This is a genomic window from Arthrobacter sp. SLBN-112 (assembly GCF_030944625.1).
Classification (GTDB): Bacteria; Actinomycetota; Actinomycetes; order Actinomycetales; family Micrococcaceae; genus Arthrobacter.
Genome location: NZ_JAUSXY010000001.1, coordinates 956,529 through 980,816, shown reverse-complemented (window position 1 = coordinate 980,816; position 24,288 = coordinate 956,529). Strand labels below are relative to the sequence as shown.

The window sequence follows — 24,288 nt, the reverse complement described above, 5'->3', positions numbered from 1 at the left end:
AAACCCTCCATCACCTGGCGTGATGGAGGGTTTGCTTGTTGTCCGGCCGCTTACACCACGTGCGGTTCGTGCGAGGAGAGGTAGGCCCGGCCGCCGAGGGCGATCAGGATGGCGACCACCATGGCCGCCGCACCCGCGAAGAACGGAACCTGCGGGCCGAAGTGCTCACCGAGCTGCGCCGCCGCGAACGGGGCCAGCGCACCGCCCATCCAGCGGACGAAGTTGTAGCCGGAGGACGCCACGGGGCGGGGCGAATCCGAGACACCCATGGCCAGTTCGGTGTAAATGGTGTTGTTGACGCCCAGCAGGGCACCGGCAACGATCACCAGGACGACGACGGCCGGCACCGAGTGCCCCGCCGCCAGGCCCAGCCCGGCCAGGTCCAGCATGAGCAGGAACAGGGTGCCGGCCAGTACCTTGACGGCACCGAAACGGGCCTGCAGCGGCGGTGCCACGAAGACGGAGAAGACGGCCACGGCCACGCCCCAGCCGAAGAAGACGCCGCCGATTCCGTAGGCGTTCATGCCCAGGATGAACGGGGTGAAGGCCAGGATGGTGAAGAAGCCGTAGTTGTAGAACAGGCCGCTCGCCGCCGTCGTCCGCAGTCCCTTGTGGCCCAATGCCAGCAGGGGATCGCGCAGGCGGACCTTTCGCTCGGGCAGGGGCGTCTTGGGCAGCAGGGCGATCAGGGCGACGAAGGCGGCCGCCATGAGGACGGCGGTGCCGAAGAACGGTGCGCGCCACTGCCAGCCGCCCAGGAGGGCGCCCAAGAGCGGGCCGAGCGAGATACCCAGGCCCAGGGCGGCTTCGTAGAGGATGATCGCGGTACCGGCGCCGCCGCTGGCCACGCCCACGATCACGGCGAGGGCCGTGGCCACGAACAGTGCGTTGCCCAGGCCCCAGCCCGCGCGGAAGCCCACCAGTTCACCGACGCTGGCGGACAGGCCGGAGAGCGAGGAGAAGACGACAATCACGGCCAGGCCGATCAGCAGGGTCCGTTTGCCGCCGATTCGGGAGGAGACAAACCCGGTGATCAGCATGGCCAGCGCGGTGACCAGGAAGTAGCTGGTGAACAGCAGCGAGACCTGGCTGGGGCTGGCATCGAGGTTTGTGGCAATGGCCGGGAGGATGGGGTCCACCAGGCCGATGCCCATGAAGGCGAACACTGCGGCGAGCGCGGTGGCCCACACAGCCTTCGGTTGCTTAAGGAATGAGGCCTTTTCAGCCTGCAAGGTGTTTTCTGGTGCCGGCAGGGTTTCTGCGAGCTGGCCGTCCATGGAGGGTGCTCCTAAATTCGTCACTGGTTCAGTTCTGGAGGGAAGCGTTGATTTTGTCGATGACCGGCAGCGCGTCCGCCAGGGCCTTGCGGTCCTGGTCGCTGAGGGTGCTCAGGATGCCTGCCATTACCTGGTTGCGGCGCCGGTTTGCGGAGTCGACGGCGTCCCGGCCTTCGGGGGTCAGGATCACCCGGACGGCGCGGGAGTCGTTGGGGTCCGGCTCGCGGCGGGCCAGCCCGGCACGTTCGAGCTTGATGATCTGCTCGGTGGCGCTGGGGACACGGACCCCGAGGTTCCGGGCGATCTCGCCGACGCGCTGGCCCTCGTCGAGCAGCATCTTGAGGGTGCTGAGCTGGGCGGCGCTGAGTTCGCCGTCGGCGTCCAGGCGCCGGACCAGGTACACGCTGTGGCGGAGGGCTTCGCGGAACCCGCTGGCAAGTTCCTGCAGTGCGTTATCGTCGTTCATCGTTAGGTAGCCTAACATTTAGGGTGCCTAACAGTCAAGCCTCAGAGAGTCAACTTCATCCCTACATGGCTGGCCTCAAAGCCCAGCTGCTCATAGAACCGGTGCGCTGCGGAGCGGCTGTGGTGCGTGGTCAGCTGCATCAGGTTGCAGCCGCGGCGCCGGGACTCCCCGATGGCCCAGCCCACCATGAGCTTTCCGAGGCCCTGCCCCCGAAGGGACGCAGCCACGCGGACGCCTTCGAGCTGCGAGCGCCACGCACCTTGCCGGGAGATGCCGGGGAGGAAGCTGAGCTGGAAGGTGGCCACCACCGGCCCAGTCTGGTCCCCCGGCGGAACAGTCTCGCCAACGATCAAGAGGTGGGCGGGGTCGGCGTTGATCGCATCAAAAGCGCGCTGGTAGGGCTCCATGTCCCGCGCGGTCTCGCGGCTGGCACCCAAGGCGTCGTGGGCGAGCAGCCGCACCATGGCCGGGAGGTCGGCAGGGGTGGCGTGGCGGAGGCGGAACGTACCACCGTCGACGTCGGCGGTCAGCAAAGGAGTCACGGCGCTTTGGGTATCGGTCACCTGCCCAGCTTGGCACAAGATCTGAGCGGGGGTTTGGGGGAACCGGGACCCTGCCAAAGGTGAGCGGGCGTTGCGGTAAAACACGCAAAAGGTGAGCGGGGGTTCGGGGAAAAGCTGCCAAAGGTGAGCGGGCGTCTCATGGGCGCAGCAAGACGAACGACGCCGGCACCCACTACTGGAATGAAGTGGTAAGTGCCGGCGTCGTTGTTATGGCGCGTGCCAGGGGGTGCTTCAGGCGGGGGTGCCGGCCAGTTCCGCTTGCCGCTCCTCCACGAGAGTGGCGACGGCGCTGAACAGCGGATGGTCCGGTTCCAGTCCGGTGATCCGGGCCGTGGCGTCAGCCGGGCTTGCGGTGCCGAGGATCTCCGCCAGCTCGGTGGCCTCGGCATCGGCGGGGTCGTTGAAGCGGAGCGCGGCAGCGATGGCGCCCAGCAGGGCCTCCGGCACCACGCCGCGTTCCGCCAGCTCCGCCGCCGGGCCGATGAAGCGCTCGTGGCGGCTCAACTTCCGCAACGGCGCCCGGCCCACCCGGTTGACGGTGTCCGGCAAGTACGGGTTGGAGAACCGGACCAGGATTTTCTGGACGTAGGCTTCCTGCTCGTCGTTGCTGAAACCGTGCTTGGCCACCAGGAGCTGCTTGGTCTCCTCGAGCACCGCCCGGACGTCCTCGGCCACATCCTGGTCCGCCATGGCGTCGGAGATCTTTTCCAGCCCCGCCTCAAAACCCAGGTAGGCCGCGGAGGCATGCCCGGTATTCACGGTGAACAGCTTCCGTTCGATGTACGGCGAGAGGTCGTCCACGAATGTGGCACCGGGGATCGCCGGTGCGGCGTCGCCGAAGGCGGTCCGGTCGATGACCCATTCGTAGAAGGTTTCCACGGTGACGTCCAGGCCCTGCCCGGGTTCCTGGTTGGGCACGATCCTGTCTACGGCAGTATTGGCGAACACCGCCTTCCCGTCCAGGGCCCCGGCGGCGGCCCCCGGCTGGGCGGCCACCTCTTTGGCCAGGATGTCCGTGGCGTTGATGGCGTTCTCGCAGGCCATCACCTGCAGGGGTGCCCGGCCGGGCACCCTGGCGACGATGCCCTTGGCGATCACGGGCGCCACGAACTTCAGGATGTGCGGACCCACCGCCGTGGTGACGATGTCCGCCGTCGCAATCTCCGCGACCAGCTCAGCTTCCTGGGCGTTGGAGTTCAGCGCCCGGAAGTTGTCCACCGTCCGCACGGCAGGGTTCTCGCCCACCTCGTGCACCGCGTAGCTGTCCGCAGCCGCCAGCCGGGTGATCAGTTCCTCGGCCACGTCCGCGAACACCACCTCGTAGCCGGCCTCATGCAGGAGCAGGCCCACGAAGCCGCGGCCGATGTTGCCGGCGCCAAAATGTACTGCCTTCATTAAGCGTTGACCTTTCCGAAGAGCTCCAGGACTTCATCCTCGGACGTGGCAGCCTCGAGCCGTGCCACCTGCTCCTTGTTCGTGAAGACCTTGGCGATGGAGGACAGGATGTGCAGGTGTTCGTTGTTGATGCCTGCGACGCCCACCACGAACTTCACTTCCTTGCCGTTCCAGTCGATGCCTTCCGGGTAGCGGATCACGGACACCGCGGACTTGCGGATGTGGTCCTTGGCGGCGTTGGTGCCGTGCGGGATGGCCAGGAAGCTGCCCATGTAGGTGGACACGGACTCCTCGCGCTCGTGCATGGCGGCGATGTAGCCCTCATCCACGGCGCCCCGGGCCAGCAGCAGCCGGCCTGCCTCGTCGATGGCAGCGTCGCGGGTGGTAGCCGAACCGGTCAGGACCACGCTCTCCCGGGCCAGGATCTCGGGGGTTCCGGCAGCGGAAGCCGCAGCCGCGGTTCCTGCCGCGGCAGCGGGCGCAGCATCCACCGGGGCATCGGCGGCGTGCGCACCGTGGGTGGCGCCGGCGTCGGCCGTGTCACCGCGCTCGGTGTTGCTTTCGCGGACCAGCTCCACGATCTCGTCGTAGCGCGGGCTGCTCATGAAGTTGTCCACCGAATAGTGCACGGCGCTGGACGTGGCCGGCTTGGCACGCTCGGTGAGGTCCTGGTGGGTGACCACGACGTCGTAGCTGTCGGTGAGGTTGGCGATGGAGGCGTTGGTGACCTTGACGTCGGGGAACCCGGCGGCCTTGATCTTGTTCCGCAGCACCGAGGCGCCCATGGCGCTGGAGCCCATGCCGGCGTCGCAGGCGAACACGACGTTGCGCACCGGGCCTGCCAGGACGCCTACTCCGCCGCGGCGGCCGGCAGCGGCACCCGCTGCGGCTCCTGCGCCGGCACCGGTCAGGGTGGAGGCAACCGAGCTCTTCTTCCCCTTCATCTCCTCCATGCGGGAGGTGGCGTCGGACAGGTCCGTCTCATCGCTGTGCTTGGTGGTTCGCAGGATGACGGAAGACACCAGGAAGGAGACTGTGGCCGCCAGCACCACGGAGAGGATCACGCCGAAGTAGCTGTCGCGGGAGGTCTGCGCCAGCACGGCGAAGATGGAGCCAGGCGCGGCCGGGGCCACCAGGCCCGAGTTGGTGACGGCAAGCGTGGCGATGCCGGTCATGCCGCCGGCGATCGTACCCAGGATGAGCAGCGGGCGCATCAGGACGTACGGGAAGTAGATCTCGTGGATACCGCCGAAGAACTGGATGAGGGCTGCGCCGGGAGCCGATGCCTTGGCGGCGCCGCGGCCAAAGAACGTGTACGCGAGCAGGAGGCCCAGGCCGGGGCCCGGGTTGGCTTCGAGCAGGAACAGGATGGACTTGCCCTGCTCCAGCGACTGCTGCACGCCCAGCGGCGTGAGCACGCCGTGGTTGATGGCGTTGTTCAGGAACAGGACCTTAGCCGGTTCGATGAAGATGCTGGTCAGCGGCAGGAGCCCGTTCTGCACCAGGAACTCGACGAACTTGCCTGCCTGCTCACTGAAAGCGGTGACCAGCGGCGAAATGCCATAGAAGCCCAACAGGGCCAGCAAGGCGCCCCAAATACCGGCGGAGAAATTGTTGACCAGCATCTCGAAGCCGGGGCGGATCTTGCCGTCCCACAGCATGTCGATCTTCTTCATGGTCCAGCCGCCCAGCGGGCCCATGATCATGGCGCCGATGAACATGGGGATGCCGGCACCGACGATCACGCCCATGGTGCCGATGGCACCCAGCACGCCGCCGCGGACGTCGTAGACCATTTTGCCGCCGGTGTAGCCGATCAGCAGGGGCAGGAGGTAGGTGATCATCGGGCCCACCAGGCCGATGTTGGGCTTCCCGTCGGTCTCGCCGAAACCACCCAGCTGCGGCACCGGCAGCCAGCCCTTCTCGATGAAGAGGGCGGTGATGATGCCCCAGGCGATGAACGCACCGATGTTGGGCATGATCATGCCGGACAGGAATGTCCCGAACTTTTGGACGTGCACGCGCGCGCTGGTGCGGGGTTTTGCAACTGTCTCTGTTGCCATGTGATTTCCTAACCGTCATTCCTGCTGCTCCGCAGGATGGTCCGAATGATTACGACGACGTAGTGCTGGGTAATGCGCTGATTGGGGCCTAACCGGCGGCGCTGGTGGAGATCCGGTGCAGCCATTCGAGGAAGAGCTTGAGTTCCGAGCTCGAAAGCTGGTCAGAGTGCGAAGCCTGAAGTGCGGCGTTCAGGGCGATCGCTGCCACCACCACCGAGGACTTCCCGGTGCTGCCCCCGGCGGAGCCGCTGGCGGGCTCGGCGGACACCGCGAAGATCATGGCGTCCCGGGTCATGGTGGACAATTCGAGGTTCCTTTCGGCGACGGACTCCGCAATCAGCATCAACGTCACGCCCACGTTGGCCGCCAGGATTGACCTGGCCGCCTCCCTGGGCTGGACGTTCAGCTGGCCCGCAGCCGCTGCCTTGTTCAGCATCTCCTCCATCAGCGCCTCGGCGTCCGCCACGATGGCAGGCCGGCTTTCCGGGCGGATGTTGCCAAACATCACCAGGTACAACTCGGGCTGGTTCAGTCCGAACTGGACATGGTTGTCCCACATTCTCCGGATGTCCTCAATCGGCTGTCCGGAAGGGGCAAAATCCCTTTCGCCCGCGACATATTCCTCAAACCCTGCGGCGACGACGGCGTCGAACAGACCTTCCTTGTCACCGAAGTGGTGGTACAGCGTTGGCGCCGATACCCCAGCCAGCTGGGTGATCTGGCGGGTGGACACCGGCGCCCCCGCGGAATTTGCCAGCAACTCCGCGGCTGCGCGGAGCAGCCGCATTTTGGGGGGAAGCTGGCCATCCAAACTCATAACCGCTACCCTAGCACCTATAGCGTTGCTATATGAACTGAATCACATACAATTTTTTCAGGCACGTTTCCCGCCCTGGACGTAGCAGTCCACCGGCGGACCCGGCACGGCGCCGGAGAACTTGGCGGGCCTGTCTACCGGCAGAGAATGAGGACCTTCAGTGCAGAACTTCCCAGGAGTAGGCGTCAGTCCAGGTCGCGTCATCGGCACCATCCGCCAGATGCCCAAACCGATCAGCGAGCCGCCCGTCGGCGACCAGCTGGCCGCCGACACCACTGCCGATGAAGCCACCGCCGCATTGAAAGCTGCCGCGCAGGCCGTGCACGACGAACTGAAGGACCGGGCCTCCCATGCCGTGGGTGATGGCAAGGCAGTCCTGGAAGCCACCGCGCTGATGGCCAAGGACACCATGCTGATCAAGGGGGCCGCCAAGCTTGTGGCCCGCGGAACCTCCGCCGAACGCGCCATCTGGGAATCCGGCTCCTCGGTTTCCGAGATGCTGCACAACCTGGGCGGCTACATGGCCGAACGCGCCACGGACGTCCTGGACGTCCGCGCCCGGATCGTCGCTGAGCTCCGCGGTGTTCCCGCGCCGGGTATCCCGGCCTCCAACACCCCGTTCGTCCTGGTGGCCGAGGACCTTGCGCCGGCCGACACCGCCACCCTGGACCCCAACAAGGTCCTGGCACTGGTTACCGCAGGCGGCGGCCCCCAGTCCCACACCGCCATCATCGCCCGGTCCCTGGGCCTGCCCGCCGTGGTTGCTGCCGTCGGCGTGGACGAACTCGCGGACGGCACCGAGGTGTACGTTGACGGTGCGGCCGGGAACATCACGTCCGAACCGGATGAGACCCTCCGGGCTACAGCCGAGGCGTGGGCCGCCACGGCGTCGCTGCTGGCGGAGTTCAACGGCACGGGCACGACGGCGGACGGCCACCTGGTGCCGCTGCTCGCCAACGTGGGCGGCGGCAAGGACGCCGAAGCCGCTGCCAAACTCGGAGCGCAGGGCGTGGGCCTGTTCCGCACCGAGTTCTGCTTCCTGGAACGCGATACCGAACCCAGCGTGGAGGAACAGGCAGCGGCCTACAAGAGCGTCTTCGATGCCTTCCCCGGCAAGAAGGTGGTCCTGCGCACGCTGGACGCCGGGGCCGACAAGCCCCTGCCGTTCCTGACCGACTCCACGGAGCCCAACCCGGCCCTGGGCGTCCGCGGCTACCGCACCGACTTCACCACCCCCGGCGTCCTGGACCGGCAGCTGGAAGCCATCGCGCTGGCCCAGCAAGAGTCCGAGGCCGACGTCTGGGTCATGGCCCCCATGATTTCCACGGCCGAGGAAGCCGCGCGCTTCGCTTCCATGTGCGCAGACGCCGGCATCAAGACCCCCGGCGTCATGGTGGAGGTCCCGTCCGCCGCCCTCACCGCCGAAGCGATCCTCCGCGAAGTGGGCTTCGCCAGCCTGGGCACCAACGACCTGACCCAGTACGCCATGGCCGCCGACCGCCAGCTCGGCCCCCTTGCCAACCTCAATACCCCCTGGCAGCCCGCGGTCCTGCGCCTCGTCGGGCTCACGGTTGAAGGGTCCAGGGCCGAAGGCCACAACAAGCCGGTAGGCGTCTGCGGTGAGGCTGCCGCGGACCCGGCCCTCGCCGTCGTCCTCACCGGCCTTGGGGTGAACACCCTGTCCATGACCGCCCGCTCGCTCGCGGCGGTGGCCGCCGTCCTGAAGACAGTGACCCTCTCCGAAGCCCAGGAACTGGCAAAGCTGGCCCTCTCCGCGCCGAGCGCCACGGAAGCCCGGGCGTGGGTGCGGGAGAAACTGCCGGTCCTGGAGGAACTGGGGCTCTGATCCGGAGGAACTGACCGGCCAGCGGGAACGCACCGTACGCGGGATAGGCTACGTCCATGGCATTGATAGCCCCCCGCGTTACGGCCGGCCTGCCCGCAGGCGAGGCCGGCAGCCTTGCGCGCGCACTCGAGGACAGCAACGACATCACCGTCTTCGTGGACGGCACCGTCCACCGCCTGCCCGCGCAGGCGAGGGACGCCGTCGTGGATCTCCTTGCACGGCTGGGACGCGGCGAAACGGTGACGGTGAGCAGCGTGGAGGAAATGCTGACCACTTCCCAGGCGGCGGAACTGGCGGGGATCTCGCACACCTACCTGCGGAACATGACGGACCGCGGCGAGATTCCGGTGGAGTACCGCGGCTCGCACCGCCGGATCCGGCAGGCTGACATCATGGCGTGGCTGGAACACCAGAAGCATGAGGACCAGAAGCGCCAGCAGGACAATGCCGCCCGGGACGCCGCCGGGCAGGCAGAGTAGTGCGGTTTCCCCTTGGGCGGTGGAGCCGGAAAGACGTCAGGCTGCACCGAGCCGAGGTGGAGGCCAATGGCCTGAAGGGCAGGCTGCTTTGGGCTGACGGGACACCCCCGCCCGGAAAACAGGCCGCCGGCAATCCCGCCGGACCGGCGTACGTGCTCATCCACGGCATCGGCGTCTCCCACCGCTACCTCCGCCGCCTCCACTGCGAACTGGCCGCCGCCCCCACCTACGCGCTGGACCTGCCGGGCTTCGCCGGAAGACCCAAGCCCGGCAGGCAGCTGTCCGCAGCGGACTACGGCGCCTTCATCGCCCAGGCATTGAAGGCATCCGGAATCGACTCCTACATCCTGGTGGGACACTCGATGGGCGTGCAGTTCGCCATCGAGGCCGCGCTTTACGCACCGGAACGAGCGCTGCAACTGGTGTTGATGGGGCCTGTGGTGGACTCCCGGCACCGGAGCGTCCTGCGGCAGGGCCTGGCTCTTTTCCTGGACGCCATGCTCCGGGAAAATGCCTCATCCAACTGGATCGTCTTCACCGACTACCTCCGCTGCGGACCGCGCTGGTACTTCACCGAAGTGCCGGTAATGATGGGCTACCCCACTGAGCTGCGGCTGGCCGGCATCAACGTGCCCGTCCTGGTCCTCCGCGGCAACCACGACCAAGTGGCCGGGCCGGAGTGGTGCATTCGGCTCGCCCAAGCCGTACCGCAGGGAAGCTTCGTGGAAATACCGCGGGCAGGCCATGTGGTCCAGCACCTGCGCCCGCAGCAGGTGGCGGACGCCATCCGGTCCTTCGCAGGGGCCGCCTCCCGGTAACCCCGGATCTTCCGGCGTCAGATCCTGGGCCTTGCCGCCCAGCGCCGCATCTTGAGCGCGGCATGCAGTTCCAACCGGGGCAATCCCTTCAGCGGGTCCACCCCCAGCAACTGCCGGATCCGCCCCAGCCGGTTGTAGATGCTGCTGCGGTGCAGGTGAAGCCGGGTGGCCACGTCCTGGACCGAGCCGTCATTGTCATACAGCAGCTCCAGGACGGGAATGAGCTCGCCGTTGCGGTCGTGATCCTCGAGCATCCGGAAGTACACGGACCCGGAGTCCGCCCACGCCCCGACTCCCCCACCGGCCGAGGCGAGCAGCTGGTAGACGCCGGTGGCGCGGCAGTCCACCAGCTCGCCCAGCTGCGGATCGACGGCGGCCGCCTGGGCTGCCATCCGGGACTGCCGGTAGGCCTCCGCGAGCTGGCGCGTCCTGGCGAAACCCTCGCTGATCCCCAGGATGATCCGGTGGACCGGCCGGCCCGAGCGCTTGGCCAGCTCCAGCTGGTAGTGCACCAGCACCTGGGCGTGGTTGGCCCGCCCGGTCGATTCGCGGAACAGCACCACCGAGTGGGTTTCGGTGCCGGCACTGAAGAGCGCAGCGTCCACCCCCACCGTTGCCTGCAGCGCCGTTGAACGGTGGATCAGGGCGGAGGCGATGGGGTCCGGCCCGCTGGCCCAGCCGTCCGCATCGAGGATGGTGACCATTTGCCAGGGGCCACGGCCCTGGACTTCCTTCCAGCCAGCCACCGCAGCCACCGCATTGGGTTCCCCCGCGCAGGCTGCCAGGAACTCGCGCTCCCGGCCCCGCCGGAATTCGGATTCCGCCGTGTTCGAGTCGAGCAGGAGCCCCGACAGCAGCTCAAGCTCGTGGTTGACGCCCGGCAATTGGGTGAGTATCGCCGTCGGACTTTCCTCCGCCGAGTCCTGCTGCACCCACAGGTACCCCACGCGGAAGCCACGCACCATCAGCGGAACGCAGACCCGGCCCAGCATGCCCAGGTCCGGGTTGGCCGGCACCACCACCGGCCGCACGGCGGTGGCGATGCCGTGGGAGAGCTGCCATGCGCTCACGTCCGCCGGAACCTTCTTGCTCAGCAGGAAATTCACCCGCACGCGGTCGGCGTGGGACTGGTTGGAGCTGTAGGCGAGCAGCAGGCCGTCCAGGTCCTCGAGGGAGAGGCCGCGTCCCAGCTTCTGCGCCACCTGCTCGACGAGCTCTTCCACACCCTGCTGCTGCATGCGCCAACACTACTGCTTGGGCGCTGCACAGGACTAACGGACATGAGGCGACACATGACGCTCCAGGACTCGACACTTGTCGAGCTAAACACCGTAAAATCCGCGTCATTTCGCGGTTTTGCCGCACGTCGGTCAGGTGGAACATGTCAGCTGGCTCACAACCGGATTTATCGTTGAAACACGAAATTCCTTCCGCTTTTCCGGCCTATCGGCCCCCATACATTGGAGCAGACGATGATCATCGGCGTCCCCAAAGAAATCAAGAACAACGAATTCCGCGTGGCCATCACCGCTGCCGGCGTCCACGAGTTCCGCACCCACGGCCACACCGTCCTGGTGGAGCGCGGGGCCGGCCTGGGCTCGGGCATCACTGACGAGGAATACGCGATCGCCGGCGCCGAGATCGTCAATGAGGCCGACGACGTCTGGGCCCGTGCCGACATGGTGATGAAGGTCAAGGAACCGGTCAAGGCCGAATACCACCGCTTCCGCAAGGGCCTGATCCTCTTCACCTACCTGCACCTCGCGGCCGAGCCGGAACTGACGCAGGAACTCATTAACTCCGGCGTCACCGCGATCGCCTACGAGACCGTGCAGGAAGGCCGCACCCTGCCGCTGCTTGCCCCGATGTCCGAGGTCGCCGGACGCCTGTCAGTCCAGGTGGGCGCCACCTCGCTGATGGCTCCGGCCGGCGGCAAGGGCGTGCTGCTGGGCGGCGTCCCGGGCGTCCGTCCCGCCAAGGTGGTTGTCCTGGGCGCCGGCGTGGCCGGAACCAACGCCGCCGCCATGGCCCTGGGCCTGGGTGCCGACGTGACCATCCTGGACATCAACATCAACCGGCTCCGCGAACTCGATGCCCAGTACCAGGGCCGACTCAAGACGGTTGCCTCCAACAAGTACGAGATCGAAAAGTCAGTGGTGGACGCGGACCTGGTGATCGGCTCCGTCCTGATCCCCGGCGCCAAGGCCCCCAAGCTGGTCACCAACGACCTCGTGGCACGGATGAAGCCCGGCTCGGTCCTGGTGGACATCGCCGTGGACCAGGGCGGCTGCTTCGAGGACACGCACCCCACCACGCACCAGGAACCCACCTACAAGGTGCACAACACCATTTTCTACTGCGTGGCCAACATGCCCGGCGCCGTGCCCAACACCTCCACGTACGCGCTGACCAACGTGACCCTGCGCTACGCCGTGTCCCTGGCCAACCTGGGCGTCAAGGCTGCGTTCGACCGCGACCCTGCCCTCGCCGCCGGGCTCAACATCGCCGCCGGCCACGTGGCGCACCACTCCGTGTCCGAGGCCCACAACCTGCCCCTGGTTTCCGACTGGCACGAACTGGTCTCGGCCTAGCCCCAGTTAGCCGTTTGAACGGCAGTCATCCAACGCGTGCTGCTCCTTCGTCGCCTGGGCCCACGCCAGCAGGGTTCCCTGACCGAGCTTGCGAGGTTAGGGTGCTGGTGGGGAGCACGCTTTCTGGATGGCTGCCGTTCAAACGTTAAGTCCGCTGTGTGGCCAGTTCGCGGGCTTTTTCTATGATTCTCAGGACCTCGACGGCGTCTTCCGGGTTTACGGGGAGGGGCAGGGCTGACGCTGTGCCGCCGTCGAGGATCTTGTCCGCCAGGATGCTGTAGAACTCCGGGTAGGCTCCGCGTTCGGTGGGGAGCCGGTCCAAGTGGCCGTCACGGCCCAGCAGCCCTGCCCATTCCGGCGCTTCCTGCCCATACCCGGGATCCAGGGGGCTGCCACCGGCGGCAAGGTAGGGCTCCTGCGGGTCCACCCCGTTCTTCGTGTACCCACCCACGGAACCGAGCACCCGGAAGCGCGGCCCCTGCTGCGCGCACAGCATGTTCATGGTCAGGTGGCTGGTCGCGCCGGAATCGTGACGCAGGACCAGGAAGACATCATCATCCGCCCGCTCATCGGACCGCCGCGCCGTCAGCTCGGCGTGAGCCACCGCGGCGGGGCCGAACAACTGCAGCGCCTGGTCAACGAGATGGCTGCCCAGGTCGAAGAGGACCCCTCCCCCGTCCGCGGCGGTGGCCCGCGCCTTCCAGGGCTTGGCAATACTGGGTTGCCAGCGCTCGAACCGGGACTCGAACCTGGCCACCTCACCCAAGGCCCGGACGTCCAGCAATTTCCGCAGCGTCAGGAAATCGCCGTCCCACCTCCGGTTGTGGAACACCGTCAATACCCGACCCAGCTGCCGCGCCAGGTCAACGAGCTCCTGCCCCTGCGCGCTGGTCACGGCGAACGGCTTGTCCACCACCACGTCCAGCCCCGCCGCCAGCGCCGCCTTGGCCAGCGGAAAGTGCGTCTCCGGCGGCGTCGCCAGGACCACCAGGTCAAGGTCAGCTGCCCGCCCCAGGACGGCGGCGCCGTCGCGCACAACGTCCACCCCCGGAAGCCGGGATGAGGCAGCCGCCTGCCGCCCGGCGTCGGACGTGGCAATGATGTCCAGCGAATAGCTGCCGTTGGCTGCCAGCAACGGGGTGTGGAACACGCACCCTGCCAGCCCATAGCCGACGACGGCGGTGCGGATGGTGCGGGGGTCGACTTCAGTTCCGGTCATGGAAGCTACGCTACCCGGGGGTGCGAACCGTTAAACGGGGCCGGCACCCCTGGTGACCAGGGGTGCCGGCTTTTCGAGCGGATTGCGGGCTGGTTACTTCTTTTCCCAGCCGATGGTGGTCCAGTCCGGGACCTGCGAGGTGCTCTGGAAGAGCGACGGGCCGTAGTTGGCCAGGCCGGTGCGGACGAAGGAGATCTGCGGGCCGTTGAAGACCACGCCCATGGAGAAGTACTTCGCCATGTGCTCCTTCTCCACGTCCATGGCAGCCTTGTTGCGCGCTGCGTTGTCCTCGATGGAGGCGAGGTCGGCGATCTTCTTGTCCAGATCGGCGTCACCCAGCTTGTTCTCGTTGGTCTTGGAGTCGTAGTACTGCTTGACGGCGTCGGTGGCATCCGGGCCCACGGTGTAACCGGAGATGCTCAGGTCGAATTCACGGCTGCCCAGGACCTTGCCAAAGTCGGCGGAGGCGCGCTGGTCGATGCCCACATCCATGCCGCCGGCCTGGAGCTGCTTCTGCAGGGTCTGGGCCACGGCGAGAGTGGTGGGATCGTCACCGAAGTTGCTGATCTTGAAGGAGGCGGGCTTTCCGTCCTTCTCCATGATGCCGTTGGCGTTGGCCGTGTAGCCGGCGTCGGTAAGGACCTTCTTGGCGGCGTCCGGCCCGGTTTCCTTGACCGGGTAGTTGTCCTGGTAGTACTCGGAGAACGGCAGCAGCATCATGGAACCGGAGCTGGGCTCTTCCCAGTTCAGGCCGTTGAAGCGGACCTTGCGGAGTGCCTCGCGGTCTACGGCGGCGAAGATGGCCTTGCGGACGTTGACGTCCGTGATGCGCTGGGCGTTGAGGTTCAGGCCACCGGCAAAGAGGCGCTGGCCGCGGCGGATGTCTGAATCCTTGGTGCCGTCCAGCTGCTTGTACAGCGAGATGGTGTTGGCGGACATGGCATCGATTTCACCGTTCTTGAAGGCGGCGATCTGTGCGCTGGTTTCCAGCTGGCGGAAGGTCACGTTTGACAGGACCGGCTTCTGGCCCCACCACTTGTCGTTCGGAACCAGGGTGACGGTCTTGGCCGCGGTGTCGTACTGGTCCAGCTTGAAGGGGCCTGCCATCCACTCCGGGTGCATGTTGCCGTTAAAGCCCTCGTTGAAAATCTCCGGGGTGTTGACGGCGGGATGGATCAGTCCGAAGAACAGCGAATCGACCGGGAAGACCGGGCGGGACGTCTTGACGATGACTTCCTTGTCGCTGCTGCCGGCCTCAACGGAGTCAACGAATTCGTAGGCTCCGGAGCTGACGATGTCGTAACCGGCATCCGGGCTCTTGAGGATGTTCCAGGTGTTCTTGAAGGCCTTGACGTCAATCGGGGTGCCGTCGTTGTAGGTGGCCTTGGGGTTGACCTCGATGGTGATGGTCTGCTTGCCGTCCTTCACCTCGCTCTTCACCGACTCGCAGAAATCGGTGTTCGGGGTGACCTTGCCCTTGAAGTCCACCTTCCAGCAGCCGCCGATGCCGCCGCTGTTCATAGCCACCGGGTTCATGGGGATCTGCAGGGCCGAGTTGTCAGCGCTGTTGCCGTTGTTGGAGAAACCATTGAAGTCCGGCCCGATGTTGCCCAGCGGAAGGGTAACCTTGCCGCCCTGCTGGAGGTCGGCTGCCGGCTTCTCATTGATGCTGATCAGCTTGGACAGGTCGCTGCCTGCCTCCTGCCCCTTGGCCGTTTCGGGGCCGCTGGCACCGCCACCGCCGCAGGCCGTCAGCGTCAGGGCGGCAGCAATGGCTGCTGCCCCGCTGATCCTGTTCAGTTTCCTCATGGTTTTCCCTTCGATTGGTGCGAGTGGTGGTGCGGGTGTGTCGAAAAAATCCTAGGGCGCAAGGTGGTCCGCCGGTTCATGGACCACCAGCATGTCCTCATCAATTTCCCCGTCCGGATAAAAGCAGGCGAACTGCTGGTCCGGCGCAGGCACGGGAGCCTGCTGCAGGGCCTGCACTGCCGCCGAGGGTGCCGCGGCTTCCAGGGGCGGTTCGAGGGTGAGGCATTTTTCCTGCTTCGCGGGCGGCAGTGCGGCGAAGACCGGGCAGCGGGTGGCAAAGTTGCAGCCTTTGGGTGCCTGCAGCGGGGACGGCAGGTCGCCCTGGAGGATGATGCGTTCGCGGGTCCGCTCCAGCTGCGGATCGGGCACCGGGATGGCGGACAGGAGTGCACGGGTGTAGGGGTGGCGGGGGTTGTCGAAAACCCGGTCCACAGCCCCGACCTCCACGATCTTCCCGAGGTACATCACGGCCACGCGGTTGGAAATGTGGCGCACCACCGACAGATCGTGCGCAACCAGCAGGTAGCTCAGGCCCAGTTCCGCGCGGAGCTGGTCCAGGAGGTTGATGACGCCGGCCTGGACCGATACGTCCAGGGCGGAGACGGGCTCGTCCAAAACCACCAGTCTGGGGTTCACGGCCAGCGCGCGGGCGATCCCGATCCGTTGCCGCTGGCCACCGGAGAACTGGTTGGGGAAACGGTTGACGTGGTCCGGCTGCAAGCCCACGAGCTTCATCAGTTCCATGATCCGCTTCTTGATGGCCGTCCGGTCCATTCCCGCGTTCTGCAATGGTTCGGCCAGAACCTCGTAGACCGTGAAGCGCGGATCCAAGGCACCTGTGGGGTCCTGAAAGACCATCTGGAGTTCGCGGCGCATCTTGCCCTTGGTCTTTGCGTCGGCCGCCTGCTTGTTGCTCAAGCCGCCGATCACCACCTCGCCGTCCTGGTCCGGGTGGAACTCCATGATTTCCAGGAGGGTTGGTGGTCTTTCCCGAGCCGGATTCGCCAACGATGGAGAAGCATTCGCCTTCGCGGATGTCGAAGCTCAGGCCGTCCACCGCCTTGACGGTGCCGATCCTGCGTTTGATCAGGGCGCCCCTGGTCAGCGGGAAGTGCTTGCGGACGTCCGTGAGCTGAAGGACGGTGGCCCGTTCCGCCCGCGGGATGGCATCGAAGCGGGAGACGGGTACCGGTGGAGCGGCGAAGACGTCGTGCACGTCCACCGTGCCGCCGAGGGATTCGGACTTGATGCAGGCGGCGCGGTGCAGCCCGTCGCCGCCGACCGGTGCCAGGGCGGGTTCGCCGTCCAGGCAGGCATCCGAGGCCAGGGGGCAGCGCGGCGCGAACGAGCAGCCGGTGGGGCTGTGGAGCAGGTTCGGCGGCATCCCCTCGATGGGGACGAGCGAGGACTTCTCTGCCACGTCCACGCGCGGGACAGCCCCGAGCAAGCCCATGGTGTAGGGCATCCGCGGGTTGTAGTAAATGTGGTCCACGGCCCCGGTTTCCACGGGCTTGCCTGCGTACATGACCATGATGTCGTCGGCCATTCCGGCCACGACGCCGAGGTCGTGCGTAATCATGACGACGGCGGCCCCGGTCTCCTCCTGCGCCTTGTGCAGCACCTCGAGGACCTGGGCCTGGATGGTGACGTCCAGTGCCGTCGTCGGCTCATCGGCGATCAGGACGCGCGGGTTGTTGGCGATGGCGATCGCGATCATGACGCGCTGGCGCATGCCGCCGGAGAATTCGTGCGGGAAGGCTTTGAGCCGGTCCTTGGGGCTGGGGATTCCCACCATGGCCAGGAGTTCGACGGCGCGGGCTTCCTTGGCCTTCTTGCTCATGGCGGGGTTGTGGATGGTGAGCGCTTCGATGATTTGGGTGCCCACGGTGAACACCGGGGTGAGGGACGACAACGGGTCCTGGAAGACCATCGCGAGATCGTTGCCGCGGTACTTGCACATGGCCTTATCGCTCAGTCCCAGCAACTCGCGGCCCTTGAGCCGGACGGACCCGGTGACCTCCGCCGTCGGCGCGAGGAGGCCCATGATGGCCAGGGACGTGACCGATTTGCCGGAACCCGATTCACCCACGATTCCCAGGGTGCGGCCGGGCAGCAGGTCGAAATCGATGCCCCGGACGGCGTGCACAACGCCGTTTTCCGTATTGAAGCGGACGTTCAGGTCACGGACGGACAGGACGGCGTCACCGGGGGCGTGCAGCCCTGCCACCTGCAGGCGCTCCACGGTTGAACGTGACGGGTCCGTGGCTCCGGTGGTGGTTTCGCTGCTCATGGCGCCTTCTTCTCCGCACGGATAGTCCGGGCTTTGGCTTTTTTGGTTTTGCCGCTGGAGGTGGAGCTGGGGTCAAAGGCGTCGCGCAGGCCGTCGTTCATCATGGCCAGGGAGCCGGTCAGCAGGAACATCACGGTCAAGGGCACCCAGAACATCCAGGGAAAGGTTGAGACCTGGGAGGTGGCCTGGCCGATCAGCACGCCCAGGCTCACGTCGGGGACCTTGATGCCGATGCCGATGAAGGAGAAGGCTACCTCGGCCAGGACGGCCGCGGTGACGCCGCGGGTAATGTCAAGGATCAGCAGCGAGCCGATGTTGGGCACCAGGTGCCGCCACACGATCCGGCGCGGCGGGACGCCCATGTACTGGGCCGCCTTGACGAAGTCACGCTGCATGAGGGACATGGACATGGACCGGATCAATCTGGCGGTTCCCATCCAGCTGAACACGAGCAGCACGATGATCAGCAGCAGCCATGAGGGGAGGTCGCGTTTCAGGCCCGCCCCTCCGCCGCTGGTGGCAACGGCCACCACCAGGAGCGCCGGCATCATGATCAGCGCCTCCAGGATGAACAGCATGACCTTGTCCACCTTGCCGCCGAAGTAGGCCATGGTGCAGCCGTAGACGGCGGCGATCAGCACCGACACCAGCCCCACCACCAGGCCGATCAGGATGGAGATCCTGGTTCCTTCGACCGTCATGGCGTACAGGTCGATACCCGCCTGCGAGGTGCCAAGGTAGTGCTCGGCGGACGGCGGCATCCCGATATTGAAGGGGTCGATCGCCTCCTTGTCCCACTGGGTGAAGAATCCCCCGATGAACGAAAAGACGGTCAGGGCAACGAAGATGGCAAGGCCCGTCACGGCGGTCTTGTTGCGCAGGAACCGGCGGAGGATGATGGTGGACTTGCCAATGACGATGTCGGCGCTTTCCAGGTGCGCGTCCTGCGCCACGGCTGCCGGGTCAACGGCGTTCAGGTTGGTCATGGCTACTGCACCCGCACTCTCGGGTCAACAAGGGTGGTGGCGAAGTCCGCCAGGATGGCGCCCAGGGCGAAGATCACGGAGCCGTAGGCCAGCGTGGCGGTGGCGGCATTGACGTCCTGCAGTGAGATAGCGTCGATACTCCAGGAACCGACGCCGGGCCAGGCGAAGATCTTTTCGGCGAAGAAGCCCCCGGCGAAAATGGCCGGAATGGTGAAGGCGATGCTCTGGGCCACCGGGATGAAGGAAACCCGGAGCGCGTGCCGTGCGATGGCCTGGTTCCGGCTCAGGCCCTTGGCCCGGGCGGTACGGACGAAATCGGCGTTCACGTTGTCCAGCAGGTACTGCCGCTGGGCTATCTGGTAGGCCCCCCAGCCCACGAGGGTGATGGCCACTGTCGGCACCACGTAATGCCCCAGCAGGTCGGTGAACTGTGGCCAGCCAGGGGCAACACCCGGGGTGGAGATACCCGTGACGAAGAAGAGCCGATCACCGACTGATTCGTTGATGTTGATGGCCCCCAGCTGCACCAGAAAATAGGCGATGGGTGCGGGCACGATGTAGGCGAGGTAGCTGTAGGACGTGATGACCCGGTCCTGGAACTTGTACTGCCGCGACGCCGAGTACACGCCAAGCGCGACGCCGATGACCAGGGTCAGGATGATCGAGGCCAGGAAGAGCCGGCCGGAGATCCACACTCGGTCCCCGAACTCGGCGTTGATGAAGGCGCCATTGGGGCTCCGGCCCCAGTCCCAGCGGGTGACGATGCCGGTAAGCCAGTCAACGTAACGCTCCCACGGGCTGAGGTCCGGGTCCAGGCCCTTGAGCCGCATGGAGTTGGCAACCTGCTCCGGAGTGGGCCTGGGGATTCGCTCCTGCTCCAGGAGTGCCGGCTTGAGCGAACTGACCGCCAGGAAGTAACCGGCTGAGGTGGTGAGGAAGATCATCACCACGTACGTGATGCCGCGCTTGGCGAGGTATTTGAGCATGGGGGGCTATTTCTTTGGCACCGCCGGGTGCTGGACGGAGGAACACTCCGGTGTCCGCTGGTATGCCATGCCGCCCACATCAACCATCACTGCTGGATCCTTCCGTCTTCCCCGGACGAGCACGGGTTGTGCCGGCCTCCCCGGGACCTGCGGCCAGCGGATAGCTGACCTCCCGCCGCCTTTGGGGGCACGTCCTATTGGACTATGTTGCGGGTCACATTCCAGAGGAAACTATCACAAGCCACAACCCCGGAAGAGCTGTAATCCCCCGAAATACCGTGGGCCGTATCAGATCGTTATGAATAGTTCTGTGAAGTTGGCTTGACTGGACGTCAGCGCATTCCACCGCGTAATCTACGCTCCGCCTGCCACGCGTGTGACAAGTTCGCGCCACGACGCAACCAGGCGCTCACTCGTGACGCCATGCTCGCGGATGAGGTGCAGGAGCCGCTCGGGGTCGAGGGTCGCCGTCAGGGAACCAGCCAGCAGCCCGGGCTCCCGGGACTCGACGCCCCCGGCGCGCAGCAGCATCTCAACATGGCGGTTCCACAGGGCCACGGCCGGGACTTCAAACCTGCCCCGGGAGGCGTTCCCGGCCGCCAGGACCAGGTCCCCGTACTCCACGACGTAGGCGATCCGTTCGGCACCGAAGGCAATAAGCCGGTCAAGGGGCGGAGCGCCCGGCCCAAGGGGCGCCGGGCCAAACAGGAAGCGGGCCTGGAAAGCGGCCTCCGAGTCGTTCAACAGGGTCAGCATGAGTCCCGCACGGCTGCCGAAACGCCGGAAGACCGTGCCCTTGCCCACGCCGGCATGCTCCGCCAGGCGGTCCATGGTGAGCGCGGCGGCACCGCCCTGCTCGATCAGGTCGCGGGCAGCGAGCAGGAGGCGCTCCCGGTTGCGGGCAGCGTCGCTGCGTTCCGCGGCCGTCACCGGTGTCATTCCCGGCCGCACTGGGATGGAACTCACAAAGCCAGTGTAGCCGCGGGGAATATAACCGGACTGCGGTCCGTTTAGCTGGGTGAAGGCTCCCTGAGCCTGACCTTTGACCGATCGCGGCCCCCGCCGCGCCCCTAGCCAGGAGTTTCCATGACCAAGAGCACAGTACTGACCCTCGTCGGCAGCCTCCGCGCCGAGTCCACCAACCAGAAGCTGGCGGAAGCGATCCAGCTCAACGCGCCGGAGCAGGTGGATGTCGTGATCCACGAGAGCCTGGGCAACATCCCCTTCTACAACGAGGACATCGACGTCGAAGGCCAGGTGCCGGCCGCAGCCGCAGCCTTGCGCGCCGCAGCCGCCGAGGCCGACACCGTCCTGCTGGTCACCCCGGAACACAACGGCACCGTTCCGGCATCCCTGAAGAACGCCATCGACTGGCTGTCCCGCCCCTTCGGCGCCGGCGCGCTGACGGGCAAGCCGACCGCCGTCGTCGGAACCGCGTTTGGCCAGTACGGCGGCGTCTGGGCCCAGGATGAGGCGCGCAAGGCTGCGGGCATCGCCGGTGCCCGGATCCTGGAAGACGTCAAGCTCGCGGTGCCGGGCTCCATGGTCCGCTTCGCCGAAATCCACCCCAAGGACGACGCGGAGGTTGTGGAGCAGATCAAGGGCATCTTCGACTCCCTCGCCGCTTCCACCCCGGCAGCCTAGGGCAGTTAGCCACGTGGTGCCCGGCACGCGCCAGACGTGCCGGGCGCCGGCGTCTCCGGGGCGCCGGTGCCAACGAAGGCGTAAATAAGGAATCAACAAATGTTGCCCTTGGAGCAACAGTCGGCTGTATTCTGGGTCTGTGACCCACGAAACACTTGACGCTTCCGCCGGCACGCTGCCCGCGGAGGCCATCGACGCGATTGAACGTGCCGCCACCTCGGCACACCGCCACGAGGAGCTGTTCTCCGAACGGGCGGCAAATATCCGCCAGTCGGCCGTCAGGGATGTCTTCGACATTTCCCTGCGTCCGGGCTTGGTATCGCTGGCCGGCGGCAGCCCCTATCTGCAGTCGCTCCCGCTGGACCGGCTGGCAGCGACGGCGGCCTCGATCATCGCCAACGACGGACTGACGGCACTCCAGTACGGGGCCGGGCAGGGCACCTTAGAGCTCCGGGAGCAGATCTGCGAGGTTATGGCCGCGGAAGGCATCCTCGATGCAAAACCGCAGAACGTGGTGGTTACCGCAGGCTCCCAGTCGGCGCAGGACGTGGCCACCAAGCTCTTCTGCAATCCCGGCGACGTGGTACTTGTGGAGGACCCCACCTACGTTGGGGCGCTCAACACGTTTGAGGCCTACCAGGTCCAGGTGGAGACGGTGGAGATGGACCAGTATGGCCTGGTCCCGGAGCTTTTGGAGGCGCGGATCGCGGCCCTCCAACTCGCAGGCAAAAGCATCAAGTTCCTGTATACGATCCCCAACTTCAACAACCCCTCCGGCATCACGCTGGCCAGGGAGCGCCGGCAGCAGGTGGTCGATATATGCCGCAGGGCGAATGTTCTGGTCCTGGAGGACAACCCCTACGGACTCCTCCGCTTTGAGGGCGAACCGGTGGCACCCCTGCGCGCCGCCAATCCTGACGACGTCATCTACCTGGGCTCGTTTTCCAAGATCTTCGCCCCCGGCCTGCGGATCGGCTGGGCCCTGGTCCCGGAACACCTGCAGCGGCGCTACTACTTGGCCGCCGAGTCCGTCACCCTCTGCCCGCCGGCCCTGAACCAGATGCTGGTCTCCGCGTACCTGCGCGAGTACGACTGGAAAGGCCAGATCGAAACCTACCGCGCCCTGTATGCCGAACGGTGCCAGGCCATGCTGGCCGCCCTCAGGGAGTACATGCCGCCCGGAGCCACCTGGACCAGCCCGCAGGGCGGCTTCTTCGTCTGGGTGACGCTGCCTGAAGGCGTGGACACCTACCCGCTGCTGCACAAAGCGATCGACGCCGGCGTTGTGTTCATTCCCGGCGCCGCCTTCACGCCGTCGGACGAGCCGTCCAACAAGCTGCGGCTCGCCTTCAGCGCCGTTCCCCCGGACGCCATCGCAGAGGGAGTCCGCCGATTGGCGCCGGTGCTTCAGGAAGCGATTGCGGCGCTGTAGCGTAAGGCTCACGAGTGCCGAAAACCGAGCAAAGGAGCATGCACATGGGTGGAATCATCGTTGTAGGGGTTGACGGCAGCGCAACGGCAAAGAAAGCGGCCGAGTCGGCAAAGGACCTGGCCGCGGCCCTCGGCGCCTCACTGCACGTGGTGTCGGCCTTCGACAGCGACCGCACCGAGGTGTTCGGCAGCGGCAGCGACCGCTGGATCGTGTCCGACGCCGATGCCGCAGAGCAGGTTGCCCGGACCGTGGCAGAATCCCTGGGCCGGGATATCACGGTGACGTACTCGGCGGCACGCGGACGGCCCGCAGACGCCCTCATCAAGGAAGCCCTGCGCGTGGATGCGCGCATGATTGTGGTGGGAAACCGGCGGATGCACGGAATCGGCCGGGTCCTTGGCAGCGTGGCCAACAGCGTGGCGCACAACGCACCCTGCGATGTCTACATCGCCAACACCTACGACGCCGACTAAAGCGTAACGGCGGACACTCCCCGTGGTGGCGGACATCGCTGCGGGGGGTGTCCGTTCTCACCGCTGAAACGGCGGTGCGGCGCGGTCTGCAACGATAAAATTGGATAGGCCCCCAAAGGCGTGGACACCTCCGATCCACCTCCAGCAAAGGCCTCCCCTTGATTACTCTGCAGCGCCGTCAGCTCGTCGGCCACGACATCCTCCTGGCCCGCCACGGGAACCACATCTGCTCCATGCGCGTGGACCACAGCAACGGCAGGGTGGTGGCACTGCTTGACGACGGCAGCCTGGACAGCGCGCCCAACCTGATCGCCCCCGGACTGCAGCTGCCCCAGACCGTGCGGAGCGTCCTGCGCGATGACTGGAAGCTCCTCAGCGCGTGGGCTGGTGCAGCCGCCCTGTTGGGAGGCCTGATGACGGCCGCCACCGTTGTCCTGGGCACTACCGCTGACCCGGCCGTGCTCGAAGCCTTCACGGCCTACGCCGCCTACTAGGACCCTGCCGCCGGAGCCTTCAGCCCACCAGCCAGCCCCGCAGCAGCCACCAGATACCGGCCATCACCACTCCGCCGAAGAGCGCACCGGCCACCACCTGGGCCACGGTATGGGCCCGCAGCACAACCCGTGACCAGCAGACCGCCGGAACCAGGACCAGCAGCGGCGCCCACGCGGCACCGAGCATCAACACCGATACGACGGCGGCGCAGGACACGGCAGCGGCATGGCCGCTCATTTTCCAGAACGGGCTGACCGCGGCCAGCACCGTTACGCCGCCCACCACTGCCAGGACCATGGCAACCACGCTTTGCGGCGCGCCTGCCGCGGCCAGCACCAGCAGTCCGACGGCAATGCACGCCAGTGCCATCAGGAGCACGGGCGCGCGCTGCTTCCGGTCGCTCACGTGGTGGTCCGTGACCTTTCCCAGCCGGACCAGGACCAGCAGCACGATGAGCGGGAGCACGCAGACAAACATGGCCGCGAGTGCGCCGTAGCCGATGGTTCCGGGAAATCCTGGCTCGGCCAACGGGCTGATCAACAGCTGGATGCTGACCACCACCGGAGGCTGGAACACCTCCGTCACCCAGGCGGCCGCGCGGTTCTTAGTCCGCAGCGACACGGTCTTGACGGGCACGGC

The 24,288-nt window shown here is 66.4% G+C and carries 21 protein-coding genes and 1 pseudogene; 8 read left to right on the top strand and 14 right to left on the bottom strand.

The features are described from left to right. Nucleotides 1–50: 50 nt before the first annotated feature. The 6 genes from QF050_RS04610 to QF050_RS04585 form a co-directional block, all read right to left on the bottom strand. A complete protein-coding gene (locus QF050_RS04610; protein WP_308929372.1) occupies nucleotides 51–1,277 on the bottom strand; it encodes an MFS transporter in 1,227 nt (408 codons plus the stop codon). Nucleotides 1,278–1,305: 28 nt separating this feature from the next. Next, entirely contained in the window at nucleotides 1,306–1,743 is a 438-nt protein-coding gene (locus QF050_RS04605) for a MarR family winged helix-turn-helix transcriptional regulator (RefSeq protein ID WP_133832347.1), read from the bottom strand. 41 nt (nucleotides 1,744–1,784) lie between these two features. After that, nucleotides 1,785–2,276, bottom strand: coding sequence for a GNAT family N-acetyltransferase (locus QF050_RS04600; RefSeq protein ID WP_308932098.1), 492 nt, complete (start codon nucleotides 2,274–2,276; stop codon nucleotides 1,785–1,787). Nucleotides 2,277–2,537: 261 nt separating this feature from the next. Next, nucleotides 2,538–3,701, bottom strand: coding sequence for a mannitol-1-phosphate 5-dehydrogenase (locus QF050_RS04595; protein ID WP_308929371.1), 1,164 nt, complete (start codon nucleotides 3,699–3,701; stop codon nucleotides 2,538–2,540). Next, complete coding sequence (locus tag QF050_RS04590; RefSeq protein ID WP_308929370.1) at nucleotides 3,701–5,764, bottom strand: PTS mannitol transporter subunit IICBA; 2,064 nt, start codon at nucleotides 5,762–5,764, stop codon at nucleotides 3,701–3,703. Before QF050_RS04590 ends, QF050_RS04595 begins: the two co-directional genes overlap by 1 nt. An 88-nt stretch (nucleotides 5,765–5,852) precedes the next feature. Beyond that, nucleotides 5,853–6,581, bottom strand: a complete 729-nt coding sequence (locus QF050_RS04585; protein ID WP_308929369.1) for a TetR/AcrR family transcriptional regulator — start codon at nucleotides 6,579–6,581, stop codon at nucleotides 5,853–5,855. Nucleotides 6,582–6,741: 160 nt separating this feature from the next. Here QF050_RS04585 and ptsP point away from each other — a divergent pair, with 160 nt between their 5' ends. From ptsP to QF050_RS04570, 3 genes are read left to right on the top strand one after another with little or no spacing between them, the layout of a single operon-like run. Further along, on the top strand, nucleotides 6,742–8,427 hold the full coding sequence (gene ptsP / locus QF050_RS04580) for a phosphoenolpyruvate--protein phosphotransferase (protein ID WP_308929368.1): 1,686 nt from the start codon (nucleotides 6,742–6,744) through the stop codon (nucleotides 8,425–8,427). A gap of 56 nt (nucleotides 8,428–8,483) precedes the next feature. After that, nucleotides 8,484–8,906 (top strand): helix-turn-helix domain-containing protein, encoded by a 423-nt coding sequence (locus QF050_RS04575; protein ID WP_308929367.1) that lies wholly within the window; start codon nucleotides 8,484–8,486, stop codon nucleotides 8,904–8,906. Next, nucleotides 8,906–9,724 carry an alpha/beta hydrolase gene (locus QF050_RS04570; RefSeq protein WP_308929366.1) on the top strand — a complete coding sequence of 273 codons (819 nt, stop codon included), beginning with the start codon at nucleotides 8,906–8,908 and terminating at the stop codon, nucleotides 9,722–9,724. Before QF050_RS04575 ends, QF050_RS04570 begins: the two co-directional genes overlap by 1 nt. 17 nt (nucleotides 9,725–9,741) lie before the next feature. On the opposite strand, the gene QF050_RS04565 is transcribed toward QF050_RS04570, so the two are convergent. Further along, nucleotides 9,742–10,962, bottom strand: a complete 1,221-nt coding sequence (locus QF050_RS04565; protein WP_308929365.1) for a helix-turn-helix domain-containing protein — start codon at nucleotides 10,960–10,962, stop codon at nucleotides 9,742–9,744. Between the two features lie 234 nt (nucleotides 10,963–11,196). Between QF050_RS04565 and ald the strand changes: the two genes are divergently transcribed. Continuing rightward, the gene (gene ald / locus QF050_RS04560; RefSeq protein WP_308929364.1) at nucleotides 11,197–12,315 is read left to right on the top strand and encodes an alanine dehydrogenase; all 1,119 of its coding nucleotides are present in this window, start codon (nucleotides 11,197–11,199) and stop codon (nucleotides 12,313–12,315) included. A 145-nt stretch (nucleotides 12,316–12,460) separates the two neighbouring features. Here the strand turns inward: ald and QF050_RS04555 are convergent, their stop codons facing one another. From QF050_RS04555 to QF050_RS04530, 6 genes and pseudogenes are all read right to left on the bottom strand, one after another. Next, on the bottom strand, nucleotides 12,461–13,534 hold the full coding sequence (locus QF050_RS04555; RefSeq protein WP_308929363.1) for a Gfo/Idh/MocA family oxidoreductase: 1,074 nt from the start codon (nucleotides 13,532–13,534) through the stop codon (nucleotides 12,461–12,463). A 93-nt stretch (nucleotides 13,535–13,627) separates the two neighbouring features. Next, on the bottom strand, nucleotides 13,628–15,343 hold the full coding sequence (locus QF050_RS04550) for an ABC transporter family substrate-binding protein (RefSeq protein ID WP_308929362.1): 1,716 nt from the start codon (nucleotides 15,341–15,343) through the stop codon (nucleotides 13,628–13,630). Nucleotides 15,344–15,394: 51 nt separating this feature from the next. Beyond that, nucleotides 15,395–17,633: pseudogene (locus tag QF050_RS04545) on the bottom strand (dipeptide ABC transporter ATP-binding protein). Beyond that, nucleotides 17,630–18,619 carry an ABC transporter permease gene (locus tag QF050_RS04540; protein ID WP_308929361.1) on the bottom strand — a complete coding sequence of 330 codons (990 nt, stop codon included), beginning with the start codon at nucleotides 18,617–18,619 and terminating at the stop codon, nucleotides 17,630–17,632. The pseudogene QF050_RS04545 and the gene QF050_RS04540 overlap by 4 nt, the downstream one beginning before the upstream one ends. Before the next feature lie 2 nt (nucleotides 18,620–18,621). Further along, nucleotides 18,622–19,605 (bottom strand): ABC transporter permease, encoded by a 984-nt coding sequence (locus QF050_RS04535; protein WP_308929360.1) that lies wholly within the window; start codon nucleotides 19,603–19,605, stop codon nucleotides 18,622–18,624. A 354-nt stretch (nucleotides 19,606–19,959) separates the two neighbouring features. Next, nucleotides 19,960–20,571, bottom strand: coding sequence for a TetR/AcrR family transcriptional regulator (locus tag QF050_RS04530; RefSeq protein ID WP_374121500.1), 612 nt, complete (start codon nucleotides 20,569–20,571; stop codon nucleotides 19,960–19,962). 120 nt (nucleotides 20,572–20,691) lie between these two features. On the opposite strand from QF050_RS04530, the gene QF050_RS04525 reads away from it, so the two are divergent. From QF050_RS04525 to QF050_RS04510, 4 genes are all read left to right on the top strand, one after another. Next, a complete protein-coding gene (locus tag QF050_RS04525; protein ID WP_308929359.1) occupies nucleotides 20,692–21,249 on the top strand; it encodes an NADPH-dependent FMN reductase in 558 nt (185 codons plus the stop codon). A gap of 139 nt (nucleotides 21,250–21,388) precedes the next feature. Beyond that, the gene (locus tag QF050_RS04520; RefSeq protein ID WP_308929358.1) at nucleotides 21,389–22,681 is read left to right on the top strand and encodes a PLP-dependent aminotransferase family protein; all 1,293 of its coding nucleotides are present in this window, start codon (nucleotides 21,389–21,391) and stop codon (nucleotides 22,679–22,681) included. A gap of 44 nt (nucleotides 22,682–22,725) precedes the next feature. Then, on the top strand, nucleotides 22,726–23,154 hold the full coding sequence (locus QF050_RS04515) for a universal stress protein (protein ID WP_308929357.1): 429 nt from the start codon (nucleotides 22,726–22,728) through the stop codon (nucleotides 23,152–23,154). A 158-nt stretch (nucleotides 23,155–23,312) separates the two neighbouring features. After that, nucleotides 23,313–23,648 (top strand): hypothetical protein, encoded by a 336-nt coding sequence (locus tag QF050_RS04510; protein ID WP_308929356.1) that lies wholly within the window; start codon nucleotides 23,313–23,315, stop codon nucleotides 23,646–23,648. A gap of 19 nt (nucleotides 23,649–23,667) precedes the next feature. On the opposite strand, the gene QF050_RS04505 is transcribed toward QF050_RS04510, so the two are convergent. Continuing rightward, nucleotides 23,668–24,285: a phosphatase PAP2 family protein gene (locus QF050_RS04505; RefSeq protein ID WP_308929355.1), complete on the bottom strand. Its 618-nt coding sequence runs from the start codon at nucleotides 24,283–24,285 to the stop codon at nucleotides 23,668–23,670. Nucleotides 24,286–24,288: the final 3 nt, after the last annotated feature.

Coding starts and splice junctions, on each gene's coding strand:
- QF050_RS04610 (WP_308929372.1), bottom strand. CDS start 1,277: ATGGACGGCCAGCTCGCAGAAACCCTGCCGGCACCAGAAAACACCTTG.
- QF050_RS04605 (WP_133832347.1), bottom strand. CDS start 1,743: ATGAACGACGATAACGCACTGCAGGAACTTGCCAGCGGGTTCCGCGAA.
- QF050_RS04595 (WP_308929371.1), bottom strand. CDS start 3,701: ATGAAGGCAGTACATTTTGGCGCCGGCAACATCGGCCGCGGCTTCGTG.
- QF050_RS04590 (WP_308929370.1), bottom strand. CDS start 5,764: ATGGCAACAGAGACAGTTGCAAAACCCCGCACCAGCGCGCGCGTGCAC.
- QF050_RS04585 (WP_308929369.1), bottom strand. CDS start 6,581: ATGAGTTTGGATGGCCAGCTTCCCCCCAAAATGCGGCTGCTCCGCGCA.
- QF050_RS04575 (WP_308929367.1), top strand. CDS start 8,484: ATGGCATTGATAGCCCCCCGCGTTACGGCCGGCCTGCCCGCAGGCGAG.
- QF050_RS04565 (WP_308929365.1), bottom strand. CDS start 10,962: ATGCAGCAGCAGGGTGTGGAAGAGCTCGTCGAGCAGGTGGCGCAGAAG.
- ald (WP_308929364.1), top strand. CDS start 11,197: ATGATCATCGGCGTCCCCAAAGAAATCAAGAACAACGAATTCCGCGTG.
- QF050_RS04555 (WP_308929363.1), bottom strand. CDS start 13,534: ATGACCGGAACTGAAGTCGACCCCCGCACCATCCGCACCGCCGTCGTC.
- QF050_RS04550 (WP_308929362.1), bottom strand. CDS start 15,343: ATGAGGAAACTGAACAGGATCAGCGGGGCAGCAGCCATTGCTGCCGCC.
- QF050_RS04540 (WP_308929361.1), bottom strand. CDS start 18,619: ATGACCAACCTGAACGCCGTTGACCCGGCAGCCGTGGCGCAGGACGCG.
- QF050_RS04535 (WP_308929360.1), bottom strand. CDS start 19,605: ATGCTCAAATACCTCGCCAAGCGCGGCATCACGTACGTGGTGATGATC.
- QF050_RS04525 (WP_308929359.1), top strand. CDS start 20,692: ATGACCAAGAGCACAGTACTGACCCTCGTCGGCAGCCTCCGCGCCGAG.
- QF050_RS04515 (WP_308929357.1), top strand. CDS start 22,726: ATGGGTGGAATCATCGTTGTAGGGGTTGACGGCAGCGCAACGGCAAAG.